This window comes from Bifidobacterium sp. LH_730 (assembly GCF_056355835.1).
The window spans coordinates 25861-51242 of sequence record NZ_JBKETB010000002.1 but is presented as its reverse complement, the minus strand read 5'-3'; the positions used below and the strand labels follow the sequence as shown (position 1 = coordinate 51242).

The 25382-nt window shown below is 58.8% G+C and carries 42 protein-coding genes and 6 tRNA genes; 37 read left to right on the top strand and 11 right to left on the bottom strand.

All coding sequences use genetic code 11. The annotated features are described in order from the left end of the window. Positions 1-50: 50 nt before the first annotated feature. From AC1AUD_RS02905 to dut, 24 genes are all read left to right on the top strand, one after another. A complete protein-coding gene (locus AC1AUD_RS02905) occupies positions 51-218 on the top strand; it encodes a hypothetical protein (RefSeq protein ID WP_476571917.1) in 168 nt (55 codons plus the stop codon). Then, positions 215-517 (top strand): hypothetical protein, encoded by a 303-nt coding sequence (locus AC1AUD_RS02900; RefSeq protein ID WP_476571916.1) that lies wholly within the window; start codon positions 215-217, stop codon positions 515-517. The genes AC1AUD_RS02905 and AC1AUD_RS02900 overlap by 4 nt, the downstream gene beginning before the upstream one ends. Positions 518-597: 80 nt before the next feature. Then, a complete protein-coding gene (locus AC1AUD_RS02895) occupies positions 598-726 on the top strand; it encodes a hypothetical protein (RefSeq protein ID WP_476571914.1) in 129 nt (42 codons plus the stop codon). Then, positions 723-935, top strand: a complete 213-nt coding sequence (locus AC1AUD_RS02890) for a hypothetical protein (RefSeq protein WP_476571912.1) — start codon at positions 723-725, stop codon at positions 933-935. The genes AC1AUD_RS02895 and AC1AUD_RS02890 overlap by 4 nt, the downstream gene beginning before the upstream one ends. A gap of 12 nt (positions 936-947) precedes the next feature. Next, positions 948-1091 (top strand): hypothetical protein, encoded by a 144-nt coding sequence (locus AC1AUD_RS02885; RefSeq protein ID WP_476571910.1) that lies wholly within the window; start codon positions 948-950, stop codon positions 1089-1091. Further along, positions 1088-1360 (top strand): hypothetical protein, encoded by a 273-nt coding sequence (locus AC1AUD_RS02880; protein WP_476571908.1) that lies wholly within the window; start codon positions 1088-1090, stop codon positions 1358-1360. Before AC1AUD_RS02885 ends, AC1AUD_RS02880 begins: the two co-directional genes overlap by 4 nt. Next, entirely contained in the window at positions 1353-1730 is a 378-nt protein-coding gene (locus AC1AUD_RS02875) for a DUF3310 domain-containing protein (RefSeq protein ID WP_476571906.1), read from the top strand. The genes AC1AUD_RS02880 and AC1AUD_RS02875 overlap by 8 nt, the downstream gene beginning before the upstream one ends. Continuing rightward, positions 1727-2101 (top strand): hypothetical protein, encoded by a 375-nt coding sequence (locus tag AC1AUD_RS02870; protein ID WP_476571904.1) that lies wholly within the window; start codon positions 1727-1729, stop codon positions 2099-2101. Before AC1AUD_RS02875 ends, AC1AUD_RS02870 begins: the two co-directional genes overlap by 4 nt. Next, on the top strand, positions 2098-2388 hold the full coding sequence (locus tag AC1AUD_RS02865) for a hypothetical protein (RefSeq protein ID WP_476571902.1): 291 nt from the start codon (positions 2098-2100) through the stop codon (positions 2386-2388). The genes AC1AUD_RS02870 and AC1AUD_RS02865 overlap by 4 nt, the downstream gene beginning before the upstream one ends. Then, positions 2385-2747, top strand: a complete 363-nt coding sequence (locus AC1AUD_RS02860; RefSeq protein WP_476571901.1) for a hypothetical protein — start codon at positions 2385-2387, stop codon at positions 2745-2747. Before AC1AUD_RS02865 ends, AC1AUD_RS02860 begins: the two co-directional genes overlap by 4 nt. After that, a complete protein-coding gene (locus AC1AUD_RS02855) occupies positions 2744-2968 on the top strand; it encodes a hypothetical protein (protein ID WP_476571899.1) in 225 nt (74 codons plus the stop codon). The genes AC1AUD_RS02860 and AC1AUD_RS02855 overlap by 4 nt, the downstream gene beginning before the upstream one ends. After that, complete coding sequence (locus AC1AUD_RS02850; protein WP_476571897.1) at positions 2965-3132, top strand: hypothetical protein; 168 nt, start codon at positions 2965-2967, stop codon at positions 3130-3132. Before AC1AUD_RS02855 ends, AC1AUD_RS02850 begins: the two co-directional genes overlap by 4 nt. A gap of 107 nt (positions 3133-3239) precedes the next feature. Further along, positions 3240-4076 carry a hypothetical protein gene (locus AC1AUD_RS02845; protein ID WP_476571895.1) on the top strand — a complete coding sequence of 279 codons (837 nt, stop codon included), beginning with the start codon at positions 3240-3242 and terminating at the stop codon, positions 4074-4076. A gap of 20 nt (positions 4077-4096) precedes the next feature. Then, positions 4097-4990 (top strand): prohibitin family protein, encoded by an 894-nt coding sequence (locus AC1AUD_RS02840; RefSeq protein ID WP_476571893.1) that lies wholly within the window; start codon positions 4097-4099, stop codon positions 4988-4990. A gap of 11 nt (positions 4991-5001) precedes the next feature. Next, the gene (locus tag AC1AUD_RS02835) at positions 5002-5790 is read left to right on the top strand and encodes a phage antirepressor (protein WP_476571891.1); all 789 of its coding nucleotides are present in this window, start codon (positions 5002-5004) and stop codon (positions 5788-5790) included. Positions 5791-5803: 13 nt separating this feature from the next. Next, positions 5804-6052, top strand: a complete 249-nt coding sequence (locus AC1AUD_RS02830) for a hypothetical protein (protein WP_476571889.1) — start codon at positions 5804-5806, stop codon at positions 6050-6052. Between the two features lie 7 nt (positions 6053-6059). Continuing rightward, complete coding sequence (locus AC1AUD_RS02825) at positions 6060-6374, top strand: hypothetical protein (RefSeq protein ID WP_476571888.1); 315 nt, start codon at positions 6060-6062, stop codon at positions 6372-6374. Further along, complete coding sequence (locus AC1AUD_RS02820; RefSeq protein WP_476571886.1) at positions 6374-6595, top strand: hypothetical protein; 222 nt, start codon at positions 6374-6376, stop codon at positions 6593-6595. The genes AC1AUD_RS02825 and AC1AUD_RS02820 overlap by 1 nt, the downstream gene beginning before the upstream one ends. Before the next feature lie 38 nt (positions 6596-6633). Beyond that, a complete protein-coding gene (locus AC1AUD_RS02815) occupies positions 6634-7059 on the top strand; it encodes a hypothetical protein (protein WP_476571884.1) in 426 nt (141 codons plus the stop codon). Beyond that, a complete protein-coding gene (locus AC1AUD_RS02810) occupies positions 7056-7286 on the top strand; it encodes a DUF6582 domain-containing protein (RefSeq protein ID WP_476571882.1) in 231 nt (76 codons plus the stop codon). The genes AC1AUD_RS02815 and AC1AUD_RS02810 overlap by 4 nt, the downstream gene beginning before the upstream one ends. A gap of 68 nt (positions 7287-7354) precedes the next feature. Beyond that, positions 7355-7765, top strand: a complete 411-nt coding sequence (locus tag AC1AUD_RS02805) for a hypothetical protein (protein WP_476571880.1) — start codon at positions 7355-7357, stop codon at positions 7763-7765. Then, a complete protein-coding gene (locus tag AC1AUD_RS02800) occupies positions 7762-7977 on the top strand; it encodes a hypothetical protein (RefSeq protein ID WP_476571878.1) in 216 nt (71 codons plus the stop codon). The genes AC1AUD_RS02805 and AC1AUD_RS02800 overlap by 4 nt, the downstream gene beginning before the upstream one ends. Beyond that, complete coding sequence (locus AC1AUD_RS02795; protein ID WP_476571876.1) at positions 7970-8629, top strand: hypothetical protein; 660 nt, start codon at positions 7970-7972, stop codon at positions 8627-8629. The genes AC1AUD_RS02800 and AC1AUD_RS02795 overlap by 8 nt, the downstream gene beginning before the upstream one ends. Beyond that, positions 8614-9105, top strand: a complete 492-nt coding sequence (gene dut, locus AC1AUD_RS02790; RefSeq protein WP_476571874.1) for a dUTP diphosphatase — start codon at positions 8614-8616, stop codon at positions 9103-9105. The genes AC1AUD_RS02795 and dut overlap by 16 nt, the downstream gene beginning before the upstream one ends. A 203-nt stretch (positions 9106-9308) precedes the next feature. On the opposite strand, the gene AC1AUD_RS02785 is transcribed toward dut, so the two are convergent. The 11 genes from AC1AUD_RS02785 to AC1AUD_RS02735 all read right to left on the bottom strand — a co-directional run bounded on the left by AC1AUD_RS02785 (position 9309) and on the right by AC1AUD_RS02735 (position 14830). Further along, on the bottom strand, positions 9309-9680 hold the full coding sequence (locus tag AC1AUD_RS02785) for a hypothetical protein (protein WP_476571872.1): 372 nt from the start codon (positions 9678-9680) through the stop codon (positions 9309-9311). A gap of 210 nt (positions 9681-9890) precedes the next feature. Next, a complete protein-coding gene (locus AC1AUD_RS02780) occupies positions 9891-10112 on the bottom strand; it encodes a hypothetical protein (protein WP_476571870.1) in 222 nt (73 codons plus the stop codon). 1 nt (position 10113) lies between these two features. Continuing rightward, positions 10114-10545 carry a hypothetical protein gene (locus AC1AUD_RS02775; protein WP_476571868.1) on the bottom strand — a complete coding sequence of 144 codons (432 nt, stop codon included), beginning with the start codon at positions 10543-10545 and terminating at the stop codon, positions 10114-10116. A gap of 102 nt (positions 10546-10647) precedes the next feature. Continuing rightward, positions 10648-10968 carry a type II toxin-antitoxin system YafQ family toxin gene (locus AC1AUD_RS02770; RefSeq protein ID WP_476571867.1) on the bottom strand — a complete coding sequence of 107 codons (321 nt, stop codon included), beginning with the start codon at positions 10966-10968 and terminating at the stop codon, positions 10648-10650. Next, on the bottom strand, positions 10961-11209 hold the full coding sequence (locus AC1AUD_RS02765) for a hypothetical protein (RefSeq protein WP_476571865.1): 249 nt from the start codon (positions 11207-11209) through the stop codon (positions 10961-10963). Before AC1AUD_RS02765 ends, AC1AUD_RS02770 begins: the two co-directional genes overlap by 8 nt. Before the next feature lie 273 nt (positions 11210-11482). Further along, on the bottom strand, positions 11483-11917 hold the full coding sequence (locus tag AC1AUD_RS02760) for a hypothetical protein (RefSeq protein WP_476571863.1): 435 nt from the start codon (positions 11915-11917) through the stop codon (positions 11483-11485). Positions 11918-12207: 290 nt separating this feature from the next. Then, complete coding sequence (locus tag AC1AUD_RS02755; RefSeq protein ID WP_476571861.1) at positions 12208-12918, bottom strand: hypothetical protein; 711 nt, start codon at positions 12916-12918, stop codon at positions 12208-12210. A gap of 171 nt (positions 12919-13089) precedes the next feature. Next, positions 13090-13347 (bottom strand): hypothetical protein, encoded by a 258-nt coding sequence (locus AC1AUD_RS02750; RefSeq protein ID WP_476571859.1) that lies wholly within the window; start codon positions 13345-13347, stop codon positions 13090-13092. Between the two features lie 90 nt (positions 13348-13437). Continuing rightward, a complete protein-coding gene (locus AC1AUD_RS02745) occupies positions 13438-14112 on the bottom strand; it encodes a hypothetical protein (RefSeq protein WP_476571857.1) in 675 nt (224 codons plus the stop codon). A 106-nt stretch (positions 14113-14218) separates the two neighbouring features. Next, positions 14219-14395, bottom strand: coding sequence for a hypothetical protein (locus tag AC1AUD_RS02740; protein ID WP_476571855.1), 177 nt, complete (start codon positions 14393-14395; stop codon positions 14219-14221). A 204-nt stretch (positions 14396-14599) separates the two neighbouring features. After that, positions 14600-14830, bottom strand: coding sequence for a helix-turn-helix domain-containing protein (locus AC1AUD_RS02735; protein WP_476571853.1), 231 nt, complete (start codon positions 14828-14830; stop codon positions 14600-14602). Between the two features lie 978 nt (positions 14831-15808). On the opposite strand from AC1AUD_RS02735, the gene AC1AUD_RS02730 reads away from it, so the two are divergent. From AC1AUD_RS02730 to AC1AUD_RS02670, 13 genes are all read left to right on the top strand, one after another. After that, positions 15809-15881, top strand: a tRNA-Thr gene (locus tag AC1AUD_RS02730). A gap of 5 nt (positions 15882-15886) precedes the next feature. Continuing rightward, a tRNA-Tyr gene (locus tag AC1AUD_RS02725) sits at positions 15887-15968 on the top strand. A 4-nt stretch (positions 15969-15972) separates the two neighbouring features. Beyond that, a tRNA-Ser gene (locus tag AC1AUD_RS02720) sits at positions 15973-16063 on the top strand. A 193-nt stretch (positions 16064-16256) separates the two neighbouring features. Then, positions 16257-16341: transfer RNA gene (locus AC1AUD_RS02715), tRNA-Ser, on the top strand. A gap of 49 nt (positions 16342-16390) precedes the next feature. Beyond that, a tRNA-Gly gene (locus AC1AUD_RS02710) sits at positions 16391-16461 on the top strand. 330 nt (positions 16462-16791) lie between these two features. Continuing rightward, positions 16792-16862: transfer RNA gene (locus AC1AUD_RS02705), tRNA-Trp, on the top strand. A gap of 946 nt (positions 16863-17808) precedes the next feature. Next, the gene (locus AC1AUD_RS02700; protein WP_476571851.1) at positions 17809-18252 is read left to right on the top strand and encodes a hypothetical protein; all 444 of its coding nucleotides are present in this window, start codon (positions 17809-17811) and stop codon (positions 18250-18252) included. Between the two features lie 4 nt (positions 18253-18256). Beyond that, a complete protein-coding gene (locus AC1AUD_RS02695) occupies positions 18257-20140 on the top strand; it encodes a hypothetical protein (protein ID WP_476571849.1) in 1884 nt (627 codons plus the stop codon). 12 nt (positions 20141-20152) lie between these two features. Next, positions 20153-21826, top strand: a complete 1674-nt coding sequence (locus AC1AUD_RS02690; RefSeq protein WP_476571847.1) for a hypothetical protein — start codon at positions 20153-20155, stop codon at positions 21824-21826. Between the two features lie 29 nt (positions 21827-21855). Further along, a complete protein-coding gene (locus AC1AUD_RS02685; protein WP_476571845.1) occupies positions 21856-22932 on the top strand; it encodes a hypothetical protein in 1077 nt (358 codons plus the stop codon). Positions 22933-22950: 18 nt separating this feature from the next. Further along, positions 22951-23496, top strand: a complete 546-nt coding sequence (locus tag AC1AUD_RS02680; RefSeq protein ID WP_476571843.1) for a hypothetical protein — start codon at positions 22951-22953, stop codon at positions 23494-23496. Positions 23497-23516: 20 nt separating this feature from the next. Next, a complete protein-coding gene (locus tag AC1AUD_RS02675; RefSeq protein ID WP_476571841.1) occupies positions 23517-24248 on the top strand; it encodes a hypothetical protein in 732 nt (243 codons plus the stop codon). A gap of 69 nt (positions 24249-24317) precedes the next feature. Continuing rightward, positions 24318-25379 carry a major capsid protein gene (locus AC1AUD_RS02670; protein ID WP_476571839.1) on the top strand — a complete coding sequence of 354 codons (1062 nt, stop codon included), beginning with the start codon at positions 24318-24320 and terminating at the stop codon, positions 25377-25379. Positions 25380-25382 lie beyond the last annotated feature (3 nt).

The window sequence follows — 25382 nt, the reverse complement described above, 5'->3', positions numbered from 1 at the left end:
CTGTGCGCCCGGCATTCAACAAGTCAAGCAACAACATTCAGGGAGTTTGGATGAGCCACGTCAAAACATATGAGGCGAAGATATTCACTCGCGAAGGGTTGCGGCGCGCGGTCATGGACGCGATGGTAGCCGGCGTCGTCTCGAACGAGGGGGTCAGGAATCTCGCCGACCGGATATACGACTCGAAGCACGGCACGCTGACGGAGGTTGAGGAATGAGCGAACCAATCTGCGAGACGATGAAGATCATCTCTGCCGAACTTCAATACATCGGGCATTTCAACGTGACTTTCATCGTGTTGGACGTGCGGAGAAAGGACAGCAGGAACCTACTGACCATCAAGCCCGCGCGTTTTCCGGAATTGTTGACGATAGCCGACGTCGAGGTAGGCGACGACGGCACCAACATGTCGGAATTGGTAGGCAAACCAATAATCGTCAAATACCCCAATGCGGTGGAAAAGCCAATAGCCATAGGAAACGTTTACGACGATACGAAATGGATGGAAATCAAATGAGTGATTGGCAGTGTCAAATGCCGGCGGTGAGCATCGATTCGAGCAATTGCGTGCGATTCGAGATCCCGTATGGATCCGTTATGACTGATGCAGGCTTCTTGAGGAATTCGAATGCGTACACGCTTATCACGTCGGACATGCTGCACAAGTTCAGGGAACGAGTCGATGCGATCGACGATTTCTCCAAGAAGATGGAGTCCATGGAATGAAACGGTTTCTGAAAGCTCAATGGCCCATGCTGCTCATTGTTGGCATCCTATTGGGGTGCGGCGTCTCGCAGTTGGCCGATCATAGTTGGATGAACGCCGTCAGTTCGTTCATCATGGCCGGATACGCGTTCCTGTGCGCCGTTCTGATCGACGAAAACAACCGTTTGCGCGAGGCATTCCATGCGCAGCGGAAGCAAGTCCAAGAGTGATTGCTGAACGCCATGTGCCTGCGACCCATCATCGGCCATCTCGACTTAGGGGACAAGGCCGTGGTCACGTATGACGGCGGCAATCATTACACGGTGGACTACGTGCGTCACATCGAGGAGCCGGAAGCCGTCGAGGATTACGAGGCGCGGCCGTGAATAACGACAATCTGAAGGCCTCATGCCGAAGCTATCTGGGTGGACTCTTGCATCGCGGGATCGTGTGCGAGGATGAACCTTGGGGAGAGAAAGTCCCGTACTGGTTCGGACACCTGCATTTCTCAAGGAAACGAGCATTGGATGAGGCCAACAGGATCGGGATGTTCGAAGCAAGGGAATTCCTGAGCTTGCTGAGACACCAAAGCGACCGTGAGATCGACCAGTTCATGAAGGAACATTTCCCGGAGGAAGAGGGATGCGATGAGTGACAGCGTGAACCATCCTCAACACTACGAGTCGGGGCCGTTCGAGTGCATCGACCTGTCGGGACTCTATTCATTCAGCTTGGGCAATGCGATCAAATACGTGTGGCGCCACCGGTTGAAGCAGCATCCGCGAGAGGACCTGAACAAGGCGATCTGGTATCTGAAACACGCGCGCGCCGCGGGCGAGCTTCCGTTGCCATTCGAGGCGACCACCAGCGGCGACGCCTGCGCCAAACCCGCCAAGTCCATGCTCGACACGCTCTCCCAATTGGATCATGCGGGCGCCGCGGTGTTCTGGACCGCGTTGAAGGACTGCAATCTGGACGGCTGCATCAAGGCCGTCGAACAACTCAAACGATTGGAGGCGAAATGACCGACATGTACGAGAAAGCCTGGGACGAGGCCGCGAAACGGTATCCGATCCCGGACAAGACCCGGTTCAGGGACGATGATGACCGCGAAACGATCTTCCTGCTGCGAGAGAGCATGCGCATCGGCTTCGTCGATGGCATGCTCTCGCAGGTAGGCAATCCGGTCGGGATCACCGACGAGATGGTCGAAAACGCGTTGTGCGCATACCTCGACCACGATCTGCACGGCATCAATCCCGACGAGGACTGGCAGGAGTGCAAGTGCGGTTACCGGACCAGATACGAGAACGACACAAACATGCTGCGACACCAGTTGAGGATGGCGATCAAAGCCGTGTTGAACGGCGGGCGTCAGACGGGAGAAATGAGATGATCACGAGGGAGCTTATTAACCGCAGGGGCGAACGCTGCGGTGTCGAATTGCAGAATGAAGAGGGCGCATGGCATGGAACCCTGGCCCTGCAAGGCGTCAAGCCTATGGGCTACGGCCCCTCGATAAACGCTTTCCTCACCGTGGTGGGCAACGCTGACTGCCAAGACGAAATCACCAACGAGGACGGCGACCCCGTGGCGACCATCAGCCTCGATCTCGGCACGCTCAAGGAGATGCGTGACGAAATCGACCGCATCATCAAGATCAACGAGGAGCCGAGACAATGAGCTACGAGACCCACATGTTCTACCGCATCCATTGCGATTACCCCGGATGCGACAACCACTATCAAGGCCACGAAGAATACGAATGGTGGTACGACACCGGCATGGCGGACGACGACATCTTCGACGACACCACATGGCTAGGCCTCGATGGCATATCCCACCGCTGCTACTTCTGCCCCGAGCACCTCGAGCTCGCCGACAGCGGAGCGCCATACACCTTCGACGAGGACGACGCCAACGCCATGCCACGCAACGCCGAACTCATACCCTACTACCTCGACGCCGGACTCCAGCCGCTCCCGCTGCCCGAATGCGAGCAAATCATCCTCGAAACCCTCAAGAAAGTAGCCGAAGCATGAGAACCATTGAAGTCGAATACACTATCAATGCTCGTGTCAAAGGCGACAACCACTACGATCCGCTCGTCACATTCACAGCTAAGACACCCGCACCGTTGCAAACTGACATCGAGATTGGGAAGCAACGTTACAAAGTGGTCGATGAAATGGCGCTTGCCTCAGCGATCGAGCGTGCCACGCGCGCGTTCATCGACAGCCTCTCCAGGGAGACGGACCAATGAGCGACGACGGCAGACGCAAACGATTGGAAAAACTGATCCTCAACGGGTATCCGACGGCCAGCATCGTCACCCTGACCGGATACCCGCCCAGCCTGATCGAACAAGTGCGCCGCGCGTTGCGGGACGCGCCTGCCCCATACGATCCGGGACGTCCGGAATTCTAACCGTAGGGAAGATTCCGGAGGACAGGCTTGCGACGCATATCGTGACGGAGTATATTGGGACTCGCACAAAACAACCCGTTTAACCCGTGGAGACGGAAGGGTGTTCTGTGCTCTCAGACACGATATGCGTCAACTGCTACCGGCAGACCAACGGCGGCAACCTGTGCGACAAGTGCGTCGCACGACTCCATGACCTGCTCGCCTGGTTCATCCGCCACGGCGACGACCTGGAGACCTACAAGGTCAACAAAGCCTACGCGCACGAAACCACCGGCGCCGGCGGTACTCCATCCCATGCGGTGCCGCCGGAACCATTGCGCGCCGGCATCTACATGTTCGTCACCGACGAACTCAAACCCACGCTGGACGAATACGTCGAATGCCTCGACGGCAAGCCCGCACGCCTGACGACCGTGAAAAAGGCCGCGGAATGGCTGCAAGCAAACCCGCGGCTCGAACGGAACGGCGCCACCCCCCAATACATGCGGTTCCTCATCCCACTGCAACGCAAGGCGCAGAAATACCTCGACCCGGCGCAGGACAAGAGCGTGTTCATGGGCAACTGCCCCGCCATACTCGGCACTCGCACACGCTGCGACACGCCACTCTACGCGGCCAAGGAAGACACTTCCGTCCATTGCGAAAAATGCGGGTCCACATGGCCCATCGGCCAGATGATGTCCGCCGGCAGGGAAGCCCTGCTCAACAGCAAGCAGGCGTTCACCGCCACCGAACTCCACCAGATTCTGGCCAGCGCAGGCATCCTCACCCGCAAGCCCACGATCCGCAAATGGGCGCAACGCGGCAAACTCCCCGTCGCCGGAGAAAAGAACGGACACAAAACCTACCTGCTGGCCGACGCCTACCTGCTCGCCACTGGAGACACGCGCCGCACCAACAGCGTATGGGACCTCATCGCCGACAACCACAAGCAAACCAAATAAGAGAAGGGAAACAAGAGATCATGTGGATCCTCGCCATCATCGGAATCGTGCTCGTTATCGCCGGCATCGTCGGAGTCTTCATCGCGGAAGACGGCAAACTGTTCGCCGGCGTCACCGCCATCGTCGGCCTCGTCCTCGCCATCGGCTCGTTCTGCCTCTACTCGCAGGACGCGGGCGAAGTCAAGGTGTTGAAGAACTGGGGCGGCAGCATCGCCGGAAGCAGCGAGGACGCCGGCTTCCACCTGAAGGCCCCGTGGCAGTCCACCGTCACCTACGACACGCGCAACAACGTCATCAGCTACGTCGCCGACGGCAAGGAGGACTACGACGGCGGCACCGCGCGCGGCCCGCAGGTCACCGTCAACGACAAGAGCGGCGCCAGCGCCGACCTGGACATCCAGGTCAACTATTCGCTCGACCCGAGGACCGCTATCAGCCTCTACCGCGACTACGGCAAACAGGAGAACTTCGTCAAGGCCGTCGCCGCCGTCGACGTGCGCAGCATCCCGCGCGAAGTGTCCGGCAAGTTCGACACCATCGACCTGCTCACTAACCGAGGCGAATACACCAACGCCGTCGAACATGCTCTGAAAACCAAGTGGAAGAACCTCGGGCTTCAGGTCACGCAGGTCAGCATCCAGGAGATCCGCTACCCCAAGGAGATCACCAGCCGTTACGCGGACGCGCAGGCCGCCGAGATCGACAAGCAGAAGGCATTGAACGAACAGGAGGTCGCCAAGACCAAGGCCGAGACCAAGAAGATCGAGGCGCAGGGCGTGGCCGACGCGAACAAGGTCCTCAACGATTCCCTGACCGACAACGTGCTCAAGCAGAAGTACATCGATGCGCTGGGGAACGCGAAGAACCTGACCGTCGTGCCCGACGGCAGCGTGCCCATGGTCAACGTCAAGTGAAAGGAACAACGATGAGCAGCGAAATCACCATCTTCGACTTCAAGGGCGCTCAAGTGCGCACCCTCGTCGACGAGAACGGAGACCCATGGTTTGTCGCCAAGGATGTGTGCGACATCCTCGGCATCGTAAACAACCGTGACGCCATATCAGGACTCGACGAAGACGAAAAGAATACCGTCGCCATTAACAACGGTATTCCAGGAAACCCCAACAAGACCATCGTCTCGGAAGCAGGACTTTACAGTCTCGTGCTCCGCAGCCGCAAACCCGAGGCCAAGGAGTTCAAACGCTGGGTCACGCACGAGGTGCTGCCCTCGATCCGCCGGCATGGCATGTACGCTACAGACGCGACCATCGACAACATCCTCAACGACCCCGAGTTCGGCATCCGCCTGCTCACCAATCTCAAGAACGAACGCGCACGACGCCACGAAGCCGAGAAAACCATCGAAGAACAGAAACCCAAGGTACTGTTCGCCGACGCGGTGTCGGCCAGCAAAACCAGCATCCTCGTCGGCGACCTAGCGAAGATCCTCAAAGGCAACGGAATCAACATCGGCGCCAACAGACTGTTCCAATGGCTACGCGACAACGGGTATCTGATCAGCCGGAACGGCACCGACCGGAACATGCCCACCCAACGATCCATGGAACTCGGCCTGTTCGAGATCAAGGAAACGGCCATCACGCATTCCGACGGGCACGTCACCATCAACAAGACACCGAAGGTGACCGGGCGCGGACAAACCTATTTCGTTAACAAGTTCCTCGCGGCCAATTCGACGGAACTCACCGCTTGAAAGGAAACAGCGAATGAACACCCACACGAAAACGCGCACAGGTCAAGTTCAGGTGGACATCGACTTCATCGCCAACACCAACGGAAAACCAGCGGTCTGCATCGGGACACGAATCATCAGCATGCCTGCAGGCACGGAGAACAACGCCGAGGAGATCGTCAATCGTCTCATGGAAGGTGACCAAGCAGCGCGCTTCGGCCATGCGATCGACGCGATGCAACAGGCTTGGGACGAATGGGGCGGGAACACAACGGTGAAATGACCGACAAATGGGAAATGTACTCGATCTGACGACGCCATGCGACTCATGGCGCGCGAAACTCAAGCAACTCGGCTTCACGTACATCAGCACCACGAACAGCGGCGTTTCCATCGACGGATACCAGACCATGAGCGAATTATGGATGCCCGTCGGCAAGAACACGCTCGACGTGGGCTGCGATGTCAAATACGAGACCGACGACGAGCGTGAAAAGGAAATCTTCCCGACGTTCAAATTCACCAACAGCAAGAACGGCGCCGCGAAAACCATCGACATCATCGATCTTATGAAACTCGACGGCTTCAAAACCAAGGAAAACTAATGGACGACAACGAAAAGGACCGGATCAGCAGGAAGATAGACGAACTGTTCGGACCAGGCAGACCATGGGTCTTGGTCTACGACGACACCAGCCTCGAGGACTCGCTCGACGTCGACGCGGGCACGACGATAGCAACGCTCACCGCGCGCAATCAACCCACATACGTGTCCGACGGACTGCTCAGGCTCGCCGAATTCGTATACGCCACACCGGAGGATTGATTATGGGAAACCTTCGCACAAAACGCCAGGCAGGGCATGTGAACAAGCCTTTGAAACACCGATGGCGCACGCCGGTGACGAAACACGTCGACACGATACTGGACGAGGACGGCTGGGAGGCAATCAACAAAAACACCTTGGCCGACCTCTATTCCACTACAGCCGACAGCCTGGCGCTCTTGGCCCAGACGGCAGGAGATCTCCGCGAACAGCAACGGCTGGCGGACGAGGCCAAGCAAAAACTCAGGAACGCCTTCACGCTCGCCCACGGCAACCCGCTGCCACGAATCGACATCCACTCAAGCATGATGTTCGACAAGAGCGTCGAAATCAACGGCATCGACGTGGGCGGCATCGTATCCAGCGCAGAACCGATCACGCAGACAATCGACAGTAACGGCCAGCATATCGTGCGCATACCGTTCATCTGCGGACAATACACGGCAGACAGAGAGGAGGAATGATGGCGAAACTCACCAGCAGAGACCGTAAACGCATGAAGGCCAGCCAATTCGCCATTCCTGAGCGCCGCGCGTATCCCATCAATGACCGCAGCCACGCTAGGGCGGCACTCTCGCGCGTGGCGCAGCACGGCACACAGGCCGAGAAAGCACGGGTGCGCAAGGCCGTGAAACGCAAATACCCGACCATGCAGGTCAACGGACTATCCAAGAGAGGGAAACATAAGTGAAATACCGTCCTTCGAATTGCATCAAAGCAAACGAATTAACTTTCGAGGACATCGGCAAAATAGTGGCAGTGACCTATCAAAACGGCCGCGTTACTCTGCGCGGAAGATTGTCGAACATGATGCGAGAAGATTGCCTAGAGTTCGGGAAGCGCAAAACAACGAAGTATCTGATCGCTTTGGACGAAAGAGACTTGATCGACTTGCATGACGACGATGCTATCGAATTCCTCGAAGCGATAGATGATCGCAATTGCGCCAAAGAACCCAAAGAGTACGGCGAATACAGCACTGATGATGGGCTGGAGCTGATGCGTTTCCCCGACAGCGTTCTAGGGGAAAACGCGCTGTGGCTGACATTATCAGACAAGCAGCCAGGGAAACCGACTGCGTTGAGCATAAGCGGACGCCCGGGCATATGGTCGGAAATCGTCAAGGAATACGGCAACCGTCTTGCCACGTTGAAAAGGGTCGGCGCGTGAACAAGATCACTCGTGACATGATCCTCAAATGGCGTTACCGTGACGGCTACACGCCCGAAGAGATCGCGCACGCGTTGGGACCGCACGACATCAGTCTCGACGACATCCAAAACGTCATCACGCATGCCACGCGACGGCAGCTAGTCGCAGCCGTCAAATCACCAGACTTCATCGAACCAGCGCTCCCGGGAAAGGACAGCCAATATGAGTGAGACACCCACCGAAATACTCGACATGCGGACCATGAAGCCCGTTGATAAATGGACGGAGAAACTGAAGTTACTGGGCTTCCACCGAACCAAGGACGAAGAACCGAGACTCGGCTCGGGAATGGATGGCGAACAATCCTTGGGCGAATGGCGTTTGAACGGCCACGACAACATCGTCTTCACCTACAGGAGCGAATGGTGCGGCGGAGGCGGCAACACGTTTTTCAAATTCAAGAACGAAGACAACGGCGTCATATGGGAAGGCGCCGGACTGGACGAACTGCGAATGGTCAACGGCATCGCCGGCTATCCGTACACCGGCGCCGGCTGGCTGGACATGAGCGACTACCAGCCATGGCCCATCGAGATCGAGCTGAAACGCCTCGGCTTCAAACCAATGTTCACCAACGCTTGGCGCGTAACCAACGCGGTGAAAGACGGGTACCGGCGTGTCCCAAACTTCTCATGGGGCATGCCGCCCGACATCACGGCGAAGGTCGACCGTCAGCATCCTGACGAAGTACTCATATTCAATGACGTCAACAAGCGAAGCGACATGTACAAGGAATTCCGACTCAATCTTTCGCAAATCAAGAGAATCAAGGAAATCAAAACCGACCCGGGAAGGAGAGCCGCGGCATGGGCAACCTGCTGATCTTCAAGAGGCTCCGCGACGACGTGACGTTGCCTACGAAGGCGCATCCGACGGACGCGGGATACGATATCTACGCGCCCGAAGACATCAGACTGCTAAGCGATAGGACGGACAGCGCATATACGAGCAGCTACGCGTGCAATCATTCGCACCATGTGACCCATACCGCATGTCTACTTCCATTGGGGTTCGCTATGGCGATCCCGGATGGCTACGTCGGCATCATCGCGCCCCGTTCATCCACGGGAATCAAAGGCCTGGAAGTCGTGAACACGATTGGCGTGATCGACAGCGGTTATCGCGGCGAAGTGACCGCATTCCTCCACAACAAGGGCGACGATCGGATAGACATCCACAAGGGAGACCGCATCCTACAGCTCGTCATCCTTCCCATCCCGAGCATCACAGTCGTGGAAGCTGACGAACTGCCCCCATCCAGTAGGGGAGACGGCGGCTTCGGCAGCACCGGGAAATAAAGAAAGGAGGTGAACGCATGGCCTGCAAGACCAAGAAGAAGAAAACAAGCTCACGCAAACGCAAGAAATAGCATTAAGTAAGTTTCAATGTTCCATTTAATGGAATATGGACAATACGGCTATTTTAAAATGGCCTCTCAATGAGTTTCAAAACAAACTCAAAGAGAGGCTATCGATGCAATCAGCCCGCATTTTGACTTGGTCTAATACCTCTCTGTGGGACGATTGTCCCAATCGTCCGCGTCCCAGACATAGGTGTCGCGGTAGATCTCGCACAGCATCCGCTTCACCGCCGCGTCGCTGCCTGGAAGCGCGCGCAACGTTCCAGCAGTCTGACGGTATTCGGGACCGAATGGTGTCTCGATACGCTTGAAACGTCCCTCCCCGGCCCTGTTCGTCGTAATGGAAACGACGTTGCCGTATGGGTCTGTGGCGGTGATCGTAGGATATGCCGCTCGCGTCTCATACGGTTCGGTCAATTCGCTCAGATCGTATGTCAGCTTCGGAAGGCACTCCACTCGCGCCGCCTCGACCGGCACACCAGCCGCGTTCAGATTGGTTATTACGAAAGTCATGACGACACCTCCAATAGCGGTGGGACTTCCGAAACAACAAGTCCCACCATCGTGCGTAAAAACCCTGCAAAAGCGAGGAACACCATATATCCCGAATAATCTACGGGACCATCCCCGCCACTGCGAGGAAACAACCAACTGCTATCGTCGGTAACACCGGGCACAAGCCCTGCAACCGACTATACCACCTGCATAGGCATTTTCGTATTCCTATCCCTGGATGATCCGCTGAAGCCAGTCCAGCATTTCCACCGGCAGTAGCACGCCATCGGCCACCTGCGCGTACAGCCACGCCTCATAGCCGATACGCGCCGGTTTTTCGCCACGCACACGATCCAACAACCACATGCACTTGAGCTCGAAACCGCTCACACGACGCCACTGCTCGACATTATTGGCCTGGTCGAAACCCACGTATTCGCACAAGTCCATGTCAATCCTCCAGGTGAGACGCAATGAAAACATTCAGATCAGTGACGGCATCATCGAGACGCCCGAGGAAATTCTGATACATGCCGATATCCATGAAGCCATCGAGATGAACGGGCGGCAAATCTATCTGCGGTTCCCCGTCCTCGTCGAAAGCAACAGTCGGATAATCAAGCCACGCAAAACATTCATCCGACTCGGCACGATACCCATCGCCCCACTTGTACAAGCAATACACATCGGTCTCATACACCAGCCTTTTCGACCGGCAGTCCTTGCAAAACCTCATGCTCCCGACATCCTTGACCTCGACGTAATCCATGCACTTGCCGCAGCAGAAACGTTTGCAATTAGCACAGCCACCGCAGCAATCCCAGCTCATCTTGTCGCGCTCGGAGAATTCCCTGCCGCAACGATCGCACTTGACATCAGACATAATGAAAACCTTTCAAACAAAAGGGCGCGCGCCAAACAGCGCACGCCCACAAACAGGTAAACAAAACCCCGGCCACCCAAAGGCAACCGGGGTTCCAAGCAGTCAGCCGCGCGGCCACTCTCGCCCGAACCGACACGCGGACAACTCCGCATGAGTGCAAACACGCACCATACGCACAAAATCACGCCCGCGATGATACAACACCAACACATCGTCATCATCGCACGCATGAAACTCGATACACCCGTTGTAACAACCACCCGGCAAATCAAGCACATGCGGACGATACGACTCGGGCACCGAACCATCAACCGCCAAAAACTCATCGACGACATCACGCACCTGACACGCCAAATCCACACTATGACGCGTCAAACGAGCCAAATCGGCGTTATAGTCAGCGGTGAACCTGACCTCAACCACGCGACGCCTCCGCAATGATCCTATCCATGTGGGCACGCGCCTCCTCGGGCGTATGGCACACAACCTCACCCGGAAGCACCGACTCGCTCATATACGACGCATCCATACCGGCGCCACCATCCGCGCCACCGGCCGCATAGCCAGAAAGATACGCACTGATCAGAGACACAAGATTGTCGCCGCGCTTCTCGGCAACCAACGCGGCCGCCTTGTAGACCGGCAAAGACTCAACAGCAGTCATAACGCCACCTCCTATCACTCAACGCCGATTATATCGGCCGAACATTAATGTTCCATGGGCGGCGCATACCCATACGCCGCCAAAGAACATGGAATCAAAACAAGTGCGCGCATTGCGCCTTGCAAGTCAGGCTCGCGTTATCCGCCACAACCTGAAGCAACCTAGGCAAATCAGCCAACAATTCACGCATGGCGCGAACATTGCCAGGCGTGCCAGCATAACCGGCACGCCGCAACGCCTCGCACAACACAGCGTCCGAAACAACACGCATGGTCACGCCTCCCTATAAACGAAATGCGCGGCAGAAACAGTGTTGTTACGCCTATCGAAAGTCAACGATTCACCCATAAGGAAACGCGTCTCACCGACCCCATAATCATCATTGTCCACATAATCCAAGTAATGCGAAACAACACGATCGTCGGGCACGCGATTACCCCAACGACGCTCCTGATACGCCTCATTGTCATAAGACTCCCACAAGCCAGTCATATGCCAACGCATCCACGGATAGGCGTCACGCGCCGGCATGGCACGCATATCATCGCGTTCGGCAACAAACACGTCGCGCGCATGCCGAGAATCGAACACGTAAATCTCGGGCACAACACGGGCAGATGGACGTTCGGAGAACGCGAACTCGCCGGAAACCGGGCACTTCACATAAGGCTCGCCACTAGGCGTGCAATAAGCATAGAAGTAAGACATTTCAAACCTTTCTCTCTCCGCGACAATGCGGCAAATCAAGCGAGGCGCATTATCGCCCGCCTCGCAAAGGCCGAAAAATTCAGAACGCGCCGCGATTGACTCGCAACGTGAGCGTGTCGAACCGCACCGCATCATGGGACACGCCGTGTTCGGGCGCGCACAACCATTGGACCGCCTCACGCTTTATCTGTTTCCGCTCCTCAAGAGTCGGCCCGGTCGTCCGGTGTTGGCCGCAAGCCAAAAGCCGAGGCGTGATATTTCGCGCGACATTTCGTTATCATCATCCGGTATCATTTCATTCCCTCCAATCCATGCGCGTAATCGCTCACGCGCTGCTCCAAATCACTGTCGCCACCCTCATAAGTGGCACGGTACGCGACAAGCACGCGCACGCCATCCGTGGCGACATAAGCCAACTTGCGACCCTTGGCGTCCCTGAAATGCTTGGGACGCCTAAACCCGCGGAACGCTTCGAGCTCACGCACCGGCACCATGGCCGGAATCGTCAACACACGGACCGAGGAACTACGCGCCTCACCATCAGGCTCGGGCGGTATCTCCGGAATCTCAGCCGTCACCGGCTCCGGCTCACACACCACACCGGAGTCCATGAACTCCCCGGTGTCCTGGAAGTCGTCCGGCTCGAAACCCTGGGGGATAGGACGCCACACGCGCCGCAAGTCGCCATGCCAGCCATCCGACACATCATCTTCACTGAGCTCGGTCAGGCCATTGCGCACCATGTCGGGCACGCCACCCAAATGCTCCAAAGCAGACGCATAGTCAGACGTGGCGGGATCGAGCCGCCCGCCACCCTGTGCCTGCATCAAATAGGCGACGCCACTCTTCGCGGCCGCGGGGACCATCAGATGTTCCCACACAACCGCGTCAGACTTGCGGGACCACTGCCACACCATGCCGGAGACAGTCAGGTAACGCCAAGTCTCCCGGCCATTCTCAGGACTAGCCGACCATAGGCCGACAGCGATGATACGCATCATAACAATCACCTTCCAATCAATCCAAGGCGGCCCTACACTGGGCCACAGAAGTAAACGGGCCACTGCCATCCGCAACACTGGCAGCGCAATAATCAGCCGGCCGAATAAAACCAGCCAACACGCCAGCCACCAACACAACCAGCACCAGCAGCGACACCAGCACACGACGCCTCACCATGGCACACACTCCGGCCACTCATTGCCCTCCGAGTCAGCCACGGGACGCAAGGAACGCGCCACCGCCAAGTCATGCGACAACTGGTCCTCATCACCAGTCCCGTTCTCCAAAGCGTTCAACGCATTCAAATACAAGTGCCACACAATGGAAGACGCCAACCGGCCGCAATCGTCAACAGTCCAATAATCCTCGCTGGCTTCGGTGTCGCACGCATCCAACGCATCGCTAACGGCATCCTTGAAACCACTCATATCAAACATGGCAAACCCCCACAATCAACATTGAAAGAACCGGAAACGGCGGGGAAACAAGGCGGCCCCGCCAACCGCCACGCGGAAGCGTCAGAAACTCGCACCAAACGAATCGTTGATGTCCGCACGCCAATATGCGCCAATCCAATACCCATCGGAATCAGTCGCATACGACCACAGGGAACCGTTGTCAACGCTGTTCGGATCAGCCTCATTATGCTCATCGGCAAACCACTTGCACGACGCGCCTCCGCCCACACCACAGTCAGGCAGATACGACATCGAATGCTTCCACTGCTGATACTCCTGGTTGTCGGCCTGCTGCTCGGCAGTCCAGGACTGAGACACCTGCACCTGCTGCACAGGCTGGGGAACCTGCATGGTCTCAGGCTCACTCACAGTCTGCGGCTCAGCCTCCGGCTCCGGTTCCGGCTGTGGCATCATGCCATTCACAATCTCCTGAACCTCATCGAACCTATCCCCAAGCAGCGCACGCCTGGTATCCCCATCCCCATACTCGCCACGCATAACAGCATCGGCCAACTCCTGGGCGGACGGCTCCGGTTCGGGCGCGGCCACACTCACCGGCGTCGGCTCAGGCTCCGGCTCACTCACCGGCTCCGGTTCGGGCGCGGCCTCACGGCTCACACTCACCGGCTCAGACTCCGGCCCGCCCGATTGAGCCGGGGACGTGCAAGCACCCACACCCAACGTCAACGCGACAGCAGCCATGACAGCAAAAAACTCAACCTTCAAATTACGCATTTGAATATACTTCTCCCTAGATAGATCGATTGAATATTGAAAAACTTGGATTAAGCGCCCGAATGGGCAGAATGGCGGCACTCAAACGGCTGCCGCCGAAACCACGTCAGTCCTCTTCGAGCTGACCAAACTCACGATACCCGGTGTGCGCATACAACACGTCACGCAAAGTATCCTCGCTATAACCATTGATATCCGTGACAATCTGCAAAGTCTGCTCACTCACACCAAGGTCGATGAGCGTATCCCACTCCTGGGATAACCTCGCATCCAACTCAGCCATAACAGCCATGACAACACCTTTCCAGCCCCAACGCTAGAATGGCGGGGCTTGACAAATGGACAATGCAATTCGTTAAGCACAGCCCCGAGCAGCGCCAACTACCCGGGGCATTTCAGTAAGAAGCCGCAAAGCGGCAGTGCCTAGCCGCGACTCGCACGCGGAAACAAGCTAAAACCTTGCTAGGCGCCAAGGGCACACACCTACCTAATCGGCAGTGTTTTCTTTCGCCGGTTCATCCGGCTCAAGCAGCTTACGCGGATTAGCCACACGCAAAGCGTCGCACAGCTTAATAGCCGTGCCAAGCGTCATGTTTTCCACTGGACGGTACCCCGATTCGTAATCGGCGACGCGCCCGCGTGTAATACCGACGCGGCCGGCTAGCTGTTCTTGGCTAAGCCCGCGTTTCTGCCTCAATCCCTTAAGACTCATATTCATATCGTAACCCGCCTTATCACACGTCGGCGGGCCGATTACATCGACTCAATGACCCCAGCCAATTCCATGGCGGACATGGGGCCGCACCTTAGCGACAGAGTCGCGTCCACTGTTGAGTTATCAAGCTGCCATCGCGCCGCGCGTCTGTCACCCGTGCGGGCCTTGCTATTGGTATCCGCCCCTGACCCGGGGCCCGAACCGCTTGGCCTTGGCTTCTTGGCTGTCTGCCTTGCGGTAGTTATGACTATACGCGCCTCATTAGTGAGACGCAAGTCGGGTACTGCAAACCCTTGCAAACACTAGCATTCATCGGCGTGTCGCACACCCCATATCACGCCACCCACAGCACCCCAGCCACGCGGCACGGCCCCGGCCCCGGCAGCAGCGCGGCCCACGCCACAGCCCCAGCCCGACCACAGCCACAGCCATGCGGCACGACGCACGCCACAGCGACGTCACACGATCACGACAGTCACACCACAGCACCTACCCACGCGGCACCCACACACAGTGCCCAGGCGGCACCCACGCGGCCACGGCGGCACACGGCCACACCCACAGCACGCGGCACACACGCATGGCCCACGCGGCGCACGCACTGCACGCGGCGCATGGCCCATACGACGCACGCCACACACCCATACAGCGCGGCGCGCACACCCACGCCTAGGCCACTGCCTACGCCTATGCCTAGGCGCACGCGCGCAAATACCACACGACACGCCGAAGAAAACCCAAACCCGGGGCGGGGGAGGGTACCCGGCATGCAAGCGATTTGGCCGCTGGCCCTCTGGTAAAAATAGTGCGCGCCATCTGGGAGCTTTTGTTGGAAAAGCCGTAACAGAAAGAGAATTTTTCATTGGGGTTCTGCCATTCCCAGGCTGTCACGCTGCCTGTCACGTGGTTTCTGAGTACACTGTCGTTTGTGCGGATTGTTGATCGGGGCCGCGTAGACTCGGTATCAATGGTCACGTCGGTGCTGTCTTAGCTCAGATGGTAGAGCGGGATACTCGTAATGTTCAGGTCGATGGTTCGAGTCCATCAGGCAGCTCCCTTGGTTGCGTCGCATAGCGGCAATTGCGGTGGACTGTAAATCCACTACCTTCGGGTTTCGCTGGTTCGAGTCCAGTCGCAACCACTTTGGATGATTGGCTGAGTGGTTTAAGGCAGCGCAGTGCTAATGCGCCATGCTCATATATCGGGGCATCGCAGGTTCGAATCCTGCATCATCCGCGGGGAAGGCAGTTCGGCAGTCTTGTAGCCCTCGTCCTGAACGTCAGGCTAGCTTTATGGCGGTAGGGATTTGAGATAGATTGCGAAGACCCTTTGCATGGAACGCCATGTTTCGGGCATGCCGCTTCTAGAGTCGGCATGTCGTTCCGGCAGCAGTCAGCGACGTTAAACCAAGGCAGCTGCAACACATATTGGATGATTGGCAGAGTGGATTAATGCGCTCGTTCCGAAAACGAGTGGCCTTGGATGGCCCGCAGGTTCGAATCCTGCATCATCCGCTTGCCGCAGTGAGTTTCTTACCTCTTCCCCTTCTCTCGCTGCGGTTTTGCATCGGTGGCGTAATGGTAGCGTCTCAGCCTTCCAAGCTGATGGTGCCGGTTCGACTCCGGTTCGATGCTCGTGGTTTGGCTCTTCCACCCATAATGTGTTGGGCCTTCACCGTCCTTATGGTCGTGCCGTGGGACGTTAAACAACGGTTCGTCAACGGGCGTGTTGTTGATGGTGTGGAAACCGGATCGGCATGTCAATGGGGTTGGCTGAGACGATTGCTTGCGTGTTCGTTTTTCTGCATTTGAAACAATTGCTATGAGTATTTGTTGGTTGAATTGCATTCTGGCTGGCCCCGGCGCATTGACCGGCGTCGTGTTGTGTGGTGTTGGTCGTGCGTTTGTCGTGTTGGGCCTGACGTTAAAAGGTCCTGCCCGCAGTGCGCCGTGTGCGCGCTGTGTATGTCGGTAGCTCAGTGGTAGAGCGGCGGTCTCCAAAACCGTTGACGGGGGTTCGATTCCCTCCCGATGTGCTTGTGACTCGCTGGCGTTGATCCTCCTTTCACGCATTGCTATCGCTCTGACGCCGGCGAGTCACTTTCATTTGTCTGGGGGTGGGTGATGGTTTGGTCCACTTCGCGCCGCAAGTACCGGTTCAACAAGGATTGGGATCGTATCAGGCGCGCGGCGTTGGATCGTGACCTTCATCAATGCCAGTGGATTGTGGATGACGAGTATGGGCGTCCGTGCAAATGCGGGCATCTTGCCACGGAGGTGGATCACATCGTCCGTAATCCTGTGTGCGATGACGACAGTTTGTCGAATCTGCAGTCGTTGTGCTCGTATCACCATGAGCAGAAGACGTGCCGTGAGGCTGCCGAGCAGCGTCGTTTGAATGCCCGGAGGCGCGAGGAGGAGAAGTGGTATCGGCATCCGGCGTTCGGGTAGGCATGTGTTCGGTCAATGGTTGCGGTGAGCCTGCGCGTGCGAGGGGCATGTGCCGGCGTCATTACGATCATTGGCGTTATCACGGTGAGGCGCGGCGTCGTCGTATGTCGCGCGCGTGCATTATGTGCGGCCGGTTTTTCGAGACGAGTCGCAAGGACAGTAAGTTTTGTTCGACCCGATGTCGTATGGCTTGGTCGCGTAAATACCGTGGGACACGGGTGAGTTCGAAGCCGAACCCTTTGCGCACTGTGTTGTGGGAGCCTCGGGCGAACAAGCGCAGGCATGTGGAGACCATGCTGCCTGAGCCCGATGGTTTCTGGACCCGCGAGGACGAGTGGTCTCGTTCGTCGCATGTGTGCCCTGAGTGCGGGCAGCCGCTCGATAGGAGCGTTGACATTCTTTCAGACGATTATCCGGAGGGGACTTGGATGCTTCCGCTCGACATGGGTGGCGCCAATTCGCTTTCGAATCGTGTTGTGGTTCATCGCAGGTGCGTGGCTCGTCACGAGGCGCGCATGAGGGACAACCGTCATGGTTGCAAGCGAGGTGCTGATGGTCGCGAAGCAGAAGCAGTCGAATCAGGTGCTCAGATGCCCTGACGTGAAATTGGGTCCCGAGTTGCCTCCAGGCAGTCAGATTCTTCCCAAGGGGCGTGAGTGGAAGCCGATCATCCTGAAATGGTATGACGAGTTTCGTTCCAGTCCGAACGCCATGCTGTGCCGCACCGATCCGATGTGGATGGGCGTGATATTGGCGTTCGCCCAATTGGACGAGATGCTGGTCTCGGGCAGGTACGCGACCCTAGGGCCTGTGGTGCGTCAATTGTTCGACCAGTATGGTTGGACTCCGATGAGTTTGCGCGCGTTGAAGTTCGATGTGCCGGAGGCCAACGATCACGCCGCTGCCCCGGAGGGCGGGACGGGCAAGGTCATCAACATGGAGGAGTGGCGGCGCAAGCTGAACGCCGCCATGTGATGCCATGCACGTGATGATCCCCAACCTGACCTACGAGGATCGCAGGCGCAGTCTTGGCGGTCTGGCGTTGTGGTGGGTCGAGACGTTCTGCGTGTATGGGCGTGGCGACGCCGCCGGCAGGCCGGTGACGCATTCTCCCGAGTACATCCAGTTCTATTTGAACGCCTACGCGTTGAAGGCGAACGGGCGTCGCAGGTTCAACCGTGTTTCCTTGTGGAGGCCGAAGGGTTGCAACAAGAGCGGCCTGGGCAATGACCTCAGCTTGTTCGAGGCGTTGGGTCCGTGCCGTTTCGACCATTGGGCCGGAGAGGGCGAGTCGTACACGCTGTTCGGCCGCACCTATCATTACATGCCGGGCGAGCCAGTGGGCCGTCCGGTGCAGCATCCGAAGATCACGTTGATCGCGACCGCCGAGGACCAGACCGGCAACATCTTCGACAGCATCTACTACAACCTGACCTCCGGCCCGTTGGCCGAGTTCCAGGGCTTGGGCATGGTCGTCACGAAGACAGGCGTGAGCTTGCCGGACGGCGGGGAGATTTCACCGGCCACGTCTGGCGGCGCGTCCCGCGACGGCAACCTCGAATCGTTCGCCGCCGCCGACGAGATCCACGAGATGATCCTGCCGAAGCATCACAAGACGTATAAGACGGTGCAGAGGAACCTGCCGAAGCGCAGCCTCGAGGCGGACCCGTGGATATTGGAGATGACGACGTTCTTCAAACCGGGTTTGAACTCGGTCGCGGAGAACACGTTCAAGATCGCCGAGGACCTGCGGTCCGGGCGCATGAAGCATTACAAGGGCCTGTACTTCGACTACCGGTACGCGCAGCTTCCCATCGAGGAGTTCTCCGACGAGAGGAAGCTGAGGCACGCCTTGTACGAGTCGTATGGCTCCGCCGCGCATTCCGACGATGGGAAGGATTATGTGATCCTGCCCGACGGGATCCTGGAACCGGTCGACGAGGATGGGCGCACCGTGGACGGCTGGTCGTTGCGCGACCCCGGCGTGGAACCGGGCCCGTCGAAGGACGGGTGGGTTGACGTCGAGGGGTTGATGGGGCAGATCTACCAGCCCGACTCCGATCCTAACGACAGCATCCGGTACTTCCTCAACGGTCGCGCGTCCAGCGAGGACGCGTGGCTGACCGAGCCTGCCATCATCAGCCATCTCGCCTACAAGCCATTGGTCGACAAAACCATCGACGCGCATGGCGATTTGGACTCCATGTGGACTCAGGTCGTTGGCAAGGACGAGGAGATCACGCTTGGCTTCGATGGTTCCATCAGGAACGATTCGACCGCGTTGGTCGGTTGCCGTGTCAGGGACGGATTGTTGTTCGTCATCAAGCTCCAGCAGAAGCCCGACATGCCGGTGCCCGATTGGAAGGTCGACAGGGATGGGTTCGACGCGGCCGCCCGCCGCGTGTTCGAACGCTACAACGTGGTCGGCTGCTTCGCGGACGCCGCGTATTTCGAGAACATCATCCAAGGCTGGGAGACGGACTATGGGCGCGACATGCGGGCGTATGCGCGTGGCAGCGCGTACATGATGCGCTTCTACACGAACAACTGGTCGCATGACATGTACCGGGCGTTGCAGAACGCGCACAGCGCGTTCGAATACGATCCGGTCCAACCCGATGATTGCGAGACGCCTGACCCGGAGAACATTCTGCTCATGGCCGACCCGAGGTTGGTCGAGCATTTCAGGAACGCGAAACGCAGGGAGAAGAGCTTCGGCTACCTGATCTTCAAGGAGACCCCGAAGTCGCCGCACAAGATCGACGCGACCATGGCGGGCGTGCTCGCCTATGCGGCGCGTCAGAAGTATTTGGGCGGCAACGTCGAGGAACAGTCGAGTGTCCTGCCGCAACGAATCTGGTGAGAGGAGGACCGTATGGCCGGTTTGCAGAGCATCGTCGTCGGCGATGATGAGCCGGGCGGTGACGGCATGGCGTTGACCTTGCTGGTCGATCGGATGGTCAAGCGCATCCCCATGCTGTGCACGTTGAAGACGTTCTACGACGGGCAGGAGGTCATCCCCTCGAAGTCGATTCCCAAGAGCGTCAACATGAAGGGGTACGCGGTCTATCAGCGGTTCCTCGACGTGTGCAGCATGGACTTCGCGAAGGCCATCGCGGACGCGGTGATTCACCGTCAGCGTCCCACCGGCTTCAGGCTGATAGCCGACAGGACCATGCGTTCCACGGCGGCCGACGACGAGTGGGACCTGAACCGCATGGAGTTGAAGTCGCGCCAGATGTTCCACGATTACTCCGTGTACGGCGCCGCCTACGCGATGATCGACGGTGCCGACGAGCACAACAGGATCAAGGTGCTGTCTCCGTGGACATGCGCCGTCTCCGACGATGACGATTCCGCCGTCTACTACTGGTATAGCGAAGCCGATTCCATGGAATGCCTGACGTTGTACCGTCTGATCCGTAATCCCGATGGGAGCGTCAAGACCGTCTACTGTCGCAACGCCAGGCGCGAAGTGCAGAAACGCACGCTCTATTTCGAGGAGGACGCCGAGGACATCTACGAGCTGGCGAACGATGATTCGAAGCAGCCGCCGTCGTTGCAGCCCGTGTTCGAATGGGTCGAGGATCACCCCAATTCTAAGGGCCTTGAGTTCGCGGCGGAATGCGGGTGCCTGCCTGTCGTGCGCATGGGCGCTCCAGGGGGCAAGGGACAGTTCGAGCCGCATGTGCGCGCCCTGTCCGGCATCGACCAGCAGCGGTTCCAACGTTTCTGCATCCAGGAATTGCAGGCGTTCAAACAGCGTGCGGTCAGCATCGACAATCTTCAGATGACCTACAAGGAAACCGACCCGCAGGTCATGTACGGGCAGGCCAACGCGGGCGACCCGGTGGACTTCAGCCAGATGTTCGAACAAGGGCCCGACGCCTTGTGGCTTGTGCCCGGTGACGCGAAGTTCTGGGAGTCAAGCCCCGTGGACGTGTCAAGCCTTGTCAACGCTGTCGCCGCGGATGTCAAGCAGTTGGCCGCGTCGTCCGGCACCCCGTTGGACATCCTCAGCCCAGACGTGGCTGGCAGCGCGGAGGGCGCGAGCCTGAAGCGCGAGGGCCTTGTGTTCAAGGTCGAAGATGCGAACGCGCGCGCCAACGACGCGTTCGTGCGTTTGATGCGCATGGCGCTGGTGGCCGACAAGCACAAGGACGCCGCCGACGACAGGTTCGAGACGGTGTGGAAGCCCATCAACCCGCCGAGCGCGTTGGAACAGGCGCAGGCGGCGAACTACAGCAAGGGCATCCTGCCGGTCAAGACGAACATGCGCCGTAACTATGGCATGACCGAGATCGAGATAGCCGAGGCCATGCAGGACCTCATGGACTCCCAGTTCCAGCAGGCGATGGCCACGGAGAACGCATTGTTGGACGGCAAGGCCGTCGAGCAGTCGCCGGCGGTGCTGCCTGACGAGACCGGCATGGGTTCGAACCAGACCATCGTTGACACCACCGCCGCATCGTTCGACCCGGACACGACAGAGCAGTCGGACACGACCGGCGAGACCAATGCCGGCGCCGGTTCCGATGTGACGTTGTGAAGGGTTCCGCCACGGGTTAGGAGCAGCACATGGCCGACACGTTGGCGACGTTGAGCGACACCACCGAACGGCTGCGCAGAAGCATCGTCGAGGCGTATGTGCGTCAGGCGCGCGTCATGTGGAACAGTCTGACGCCGTCTGACTGGTGGAACGACGCCATCACGCATGGCGCCGCGGCCAAGCTCACGCTCATCGAACTACAGGCCGTCGCGGCTGCGCGCAGGGCCGGCATAAGCTACGCCGACCAGACGCTGCGCATGATTGGCGTGACCCCGCGGGGCAACGTTCCGCAGCTTGTCTATCCGAGGCTCAACACCGACCCGTGGCTGGTGAACGCGCGTCCGGCGGAATCATACCGTGGCGAAGCGGTGCTCACCCCGGGCATCCGTCCCACGTCATGGCCGAAGCAAGGCGACGAATACTACGAGACCGTCGGCAAGTGGATCGACGCGGCGTTGTCCCGGATGCAGGCGATAGCCGACACCGACATGCAGGCCGCGTCCACGTCCAGCACGATAGAACGATACCGGGGAAGCAAGGTCCTGCAATACAGGCGCGTACTGCATCCGGAACTATCGAAGAGCGGATCGTGCGGCCTATGCGTCGTCGCCGCCGACCGATGGTATTCCACGGACAGCCTGATGCCCTTGCACAACAATTGCAAGTGCGGTGTGGCGCCGGCCGGCAGCGACTACGATCCCGGACTCGACCTCAACGCCTCCGACCTGAGCAAACTCTACCGGGCCGCGGGCGGCAACAAGGCCAGCGACCTGTCGAACATCCGCGTGCGGACCATCACGCACGGCGAACTCGGGCCGATCCTCACCGCCAACGACGCGCGTGAGAAACCGAACCCAGTGCCCGGCAGGGACAGCGAGCAATGGCATACCCCGGACCGCAGGAGCACGCTCGAACAGTTCGCGCGCATGAGGGACCGGGCCATCGAATTCTCCAAACGCTACAAGCAGGTGGCGGACAGCGGAGAGGAAGTTTCTTTCAGATACGACGGGCGGAGCTATCGGTTCGCGCCGTCCAAGCATCTGAGACAGGCATGGGCATACCAACGTGCCCTGCTCGATCAAGTGCAGTCGCAACTGGCTGCCTGAACCATAAGGAGAGGGCACATGCCCAACGAAGAGAACCAGACCGCCGTCATGGACGGTTCCAACCAGGAGCCGGCCGCCACGGCCGCCCAGAACAACGTCGCGGAGGAACAGCCCGCCCAATCGGAGCATCAGGACCCCGACTGGAAGGAACTGAGCCGCAAGCACGAGCGCCGGGAGAAGGACAACTACGCGGCTTGGCAGAAAACCAAGGCCGAGCTTGACCAGTCCAACGCCGAGCTTGCCTCGATGCGCACGGAGATGGCGCGCATGAAGGCGATGCAAGCCTACCCGCAGGTCACCGACCAGGTGCTCGCCCTGTGCTCCGAAACCGATCCGGACAAGATTGCCGACTGGGCCGACAGGTACGCGCAGCTCAATCCGATCGCGGCGCCGCAGCCGAAGGAGATTCCGTCCCCGTTGGCGATGGCGAGCCGTGGCGCGACGTTGAGCACCGTCGCCCAAGGCCATCCCGCCGGCGGGCGAGTCGACCTTCAGGAGCAGCGCGACCGCAAGCTGCAAGAGCTTAACGCGCAGCGCGAGGCCCGCAACGCGAGGAACAAGTAACTCATAGAAAGGAGACTGCAATGGCAGTCGAAATGGTTCGCACCACCGGCGTCGTCGAACATGTGTCGAGCGACGAGTGGCGCATCACACCGCACAACGACGGCAACTGGGTGTCCGTCACCCTTGACGTGAACACGTTCAACGTCGCGGACACCGCCAAGCGGAACCAGTACATCACTGGCGTCGGTCCGAAGGCCCAGCGTGTGTGGATCAAGAGCGGCATCCCGCTGGCCCGTATCACCGACACCGGCCTGTTCGGCCCGTATGACTCCGATGCGACCGACGGCCGTCAGCTCAAGATCGAGGGCCTGCTCGAAAGCGAACTTGCCGTGGACATCAACTTCGATGGTTGGGAGATTGTCGACAGCGAGGACGCGGGAATGCGTTGGCGCGGCAACATCGTCAAGTCGAAGCTGCCGGTCATCCCGCCGGACGACGCGGTATGGGGAGGCGTGTTCTACGACATTGAGGACAACGTGGTCACCGCGTTGAGCCCGGCCGCAGGCTCCACTACTCCCGGCGGCACGGTCATCGCCAATGGTTCCATCACCGCCGAGAAGCTCGCCAACAACGCCGTCACCAGCGACAAGATCGCCGATAAGGCCGTGACCGCCGAGAAGATCGCCGACGGAGTTATTCCCGGCGAGGCCACCACCGGCAAGGCCGGACTGGTCAAGCAGGCCGCCATCGAGGATGACGCGACCGTTGCCGAAACCGTCAAGGCATTGAAGAAGTCCGGCAGCGCCAAGTAGCCGAACACTCACAGCATCAATGAAAACCCACCCATCGAGGTGGGTTTTTTCATATTCAGGAAGGAATGAATGATGGCTCTTGAGAAGAACATCATCAGCCCGGCCGAAGCGTCCGGAGACGTTCAGGCCGGATTCGACTATCTCAACAACTTGCTGCCGTTCAGTCAGGTGTTCCCCGTCAAGTCCAACGACGGTCTGACCACGGTCGCGTGGACCCCGGTCATCCCCGGCAAGACTACCGACATGATGAAGTTCCGCGCTTGGGACGCCGAAGCAGACTATGGCAAGACCAGCGAGGCGACCGCCGAATCGTACACGGGCCTCATCCCTCTGTCGAAGATGGGTCACATAACGGAACGCGACCTCATCGGCCACGTGGGGGACAACCAGTTCCTGCACGACAAGGCCGAGGAGACGTTCACCCGTCTCGGCCAGGAGGCCGCCGCCCGCATCGAGCTGGCGCGCATCACCGCGATGATCGACGCGAAGATCGTCATCGAGGACAACGGCATGAAGAACACGTACACGTTCCAACGCCCCACCGCCCTTTCGAACATGACTCCGGCCAAGCTGTGGTCCGATCCGACCGCTGACCCCGGCCAGGACATCACTGACTGGCGTGAGACGATCCGCAGACAGAAGGGCCGCGCCCCGCGCGCCGTGCTCACCACCACCAAGGTCATCGACGCGCTCCGCACCAACGAATACTTCATCCAGAAGTTCTATGGCCGCAGCCTCGCCGATTCGCCCAAGCGCCTCGAACGCACAGAGGTCATCAACGTGCTCATGGCCGTGGGCGACTTCACCGAGATCCGCATGATCGACGACCTGTATCTGAACCTCGAACTCGACTCCGGCGTCAAGCTCCCGTATGACGTGAACACGCTGATCCCGGATTCCACGTTCCTCATGTTCCCCGCGTTCAACGACACCGGCCTCGGCTTCACCGCGTCCGGCCCGACCGCCGAGGGACAGAACCCCGAGTACGGCATCAACAAGAGCGTCAATGACGGTTTCGTCGGCGCCATGTTCGCCGACGGCGCTCCGGTCAAGTACGACTTGTGGGCCAACGGCACGATGATGCCGATTCTCCAGGAGGCCGTCAGCACCGCCAAGGCAAGCGTGCTCTGAACA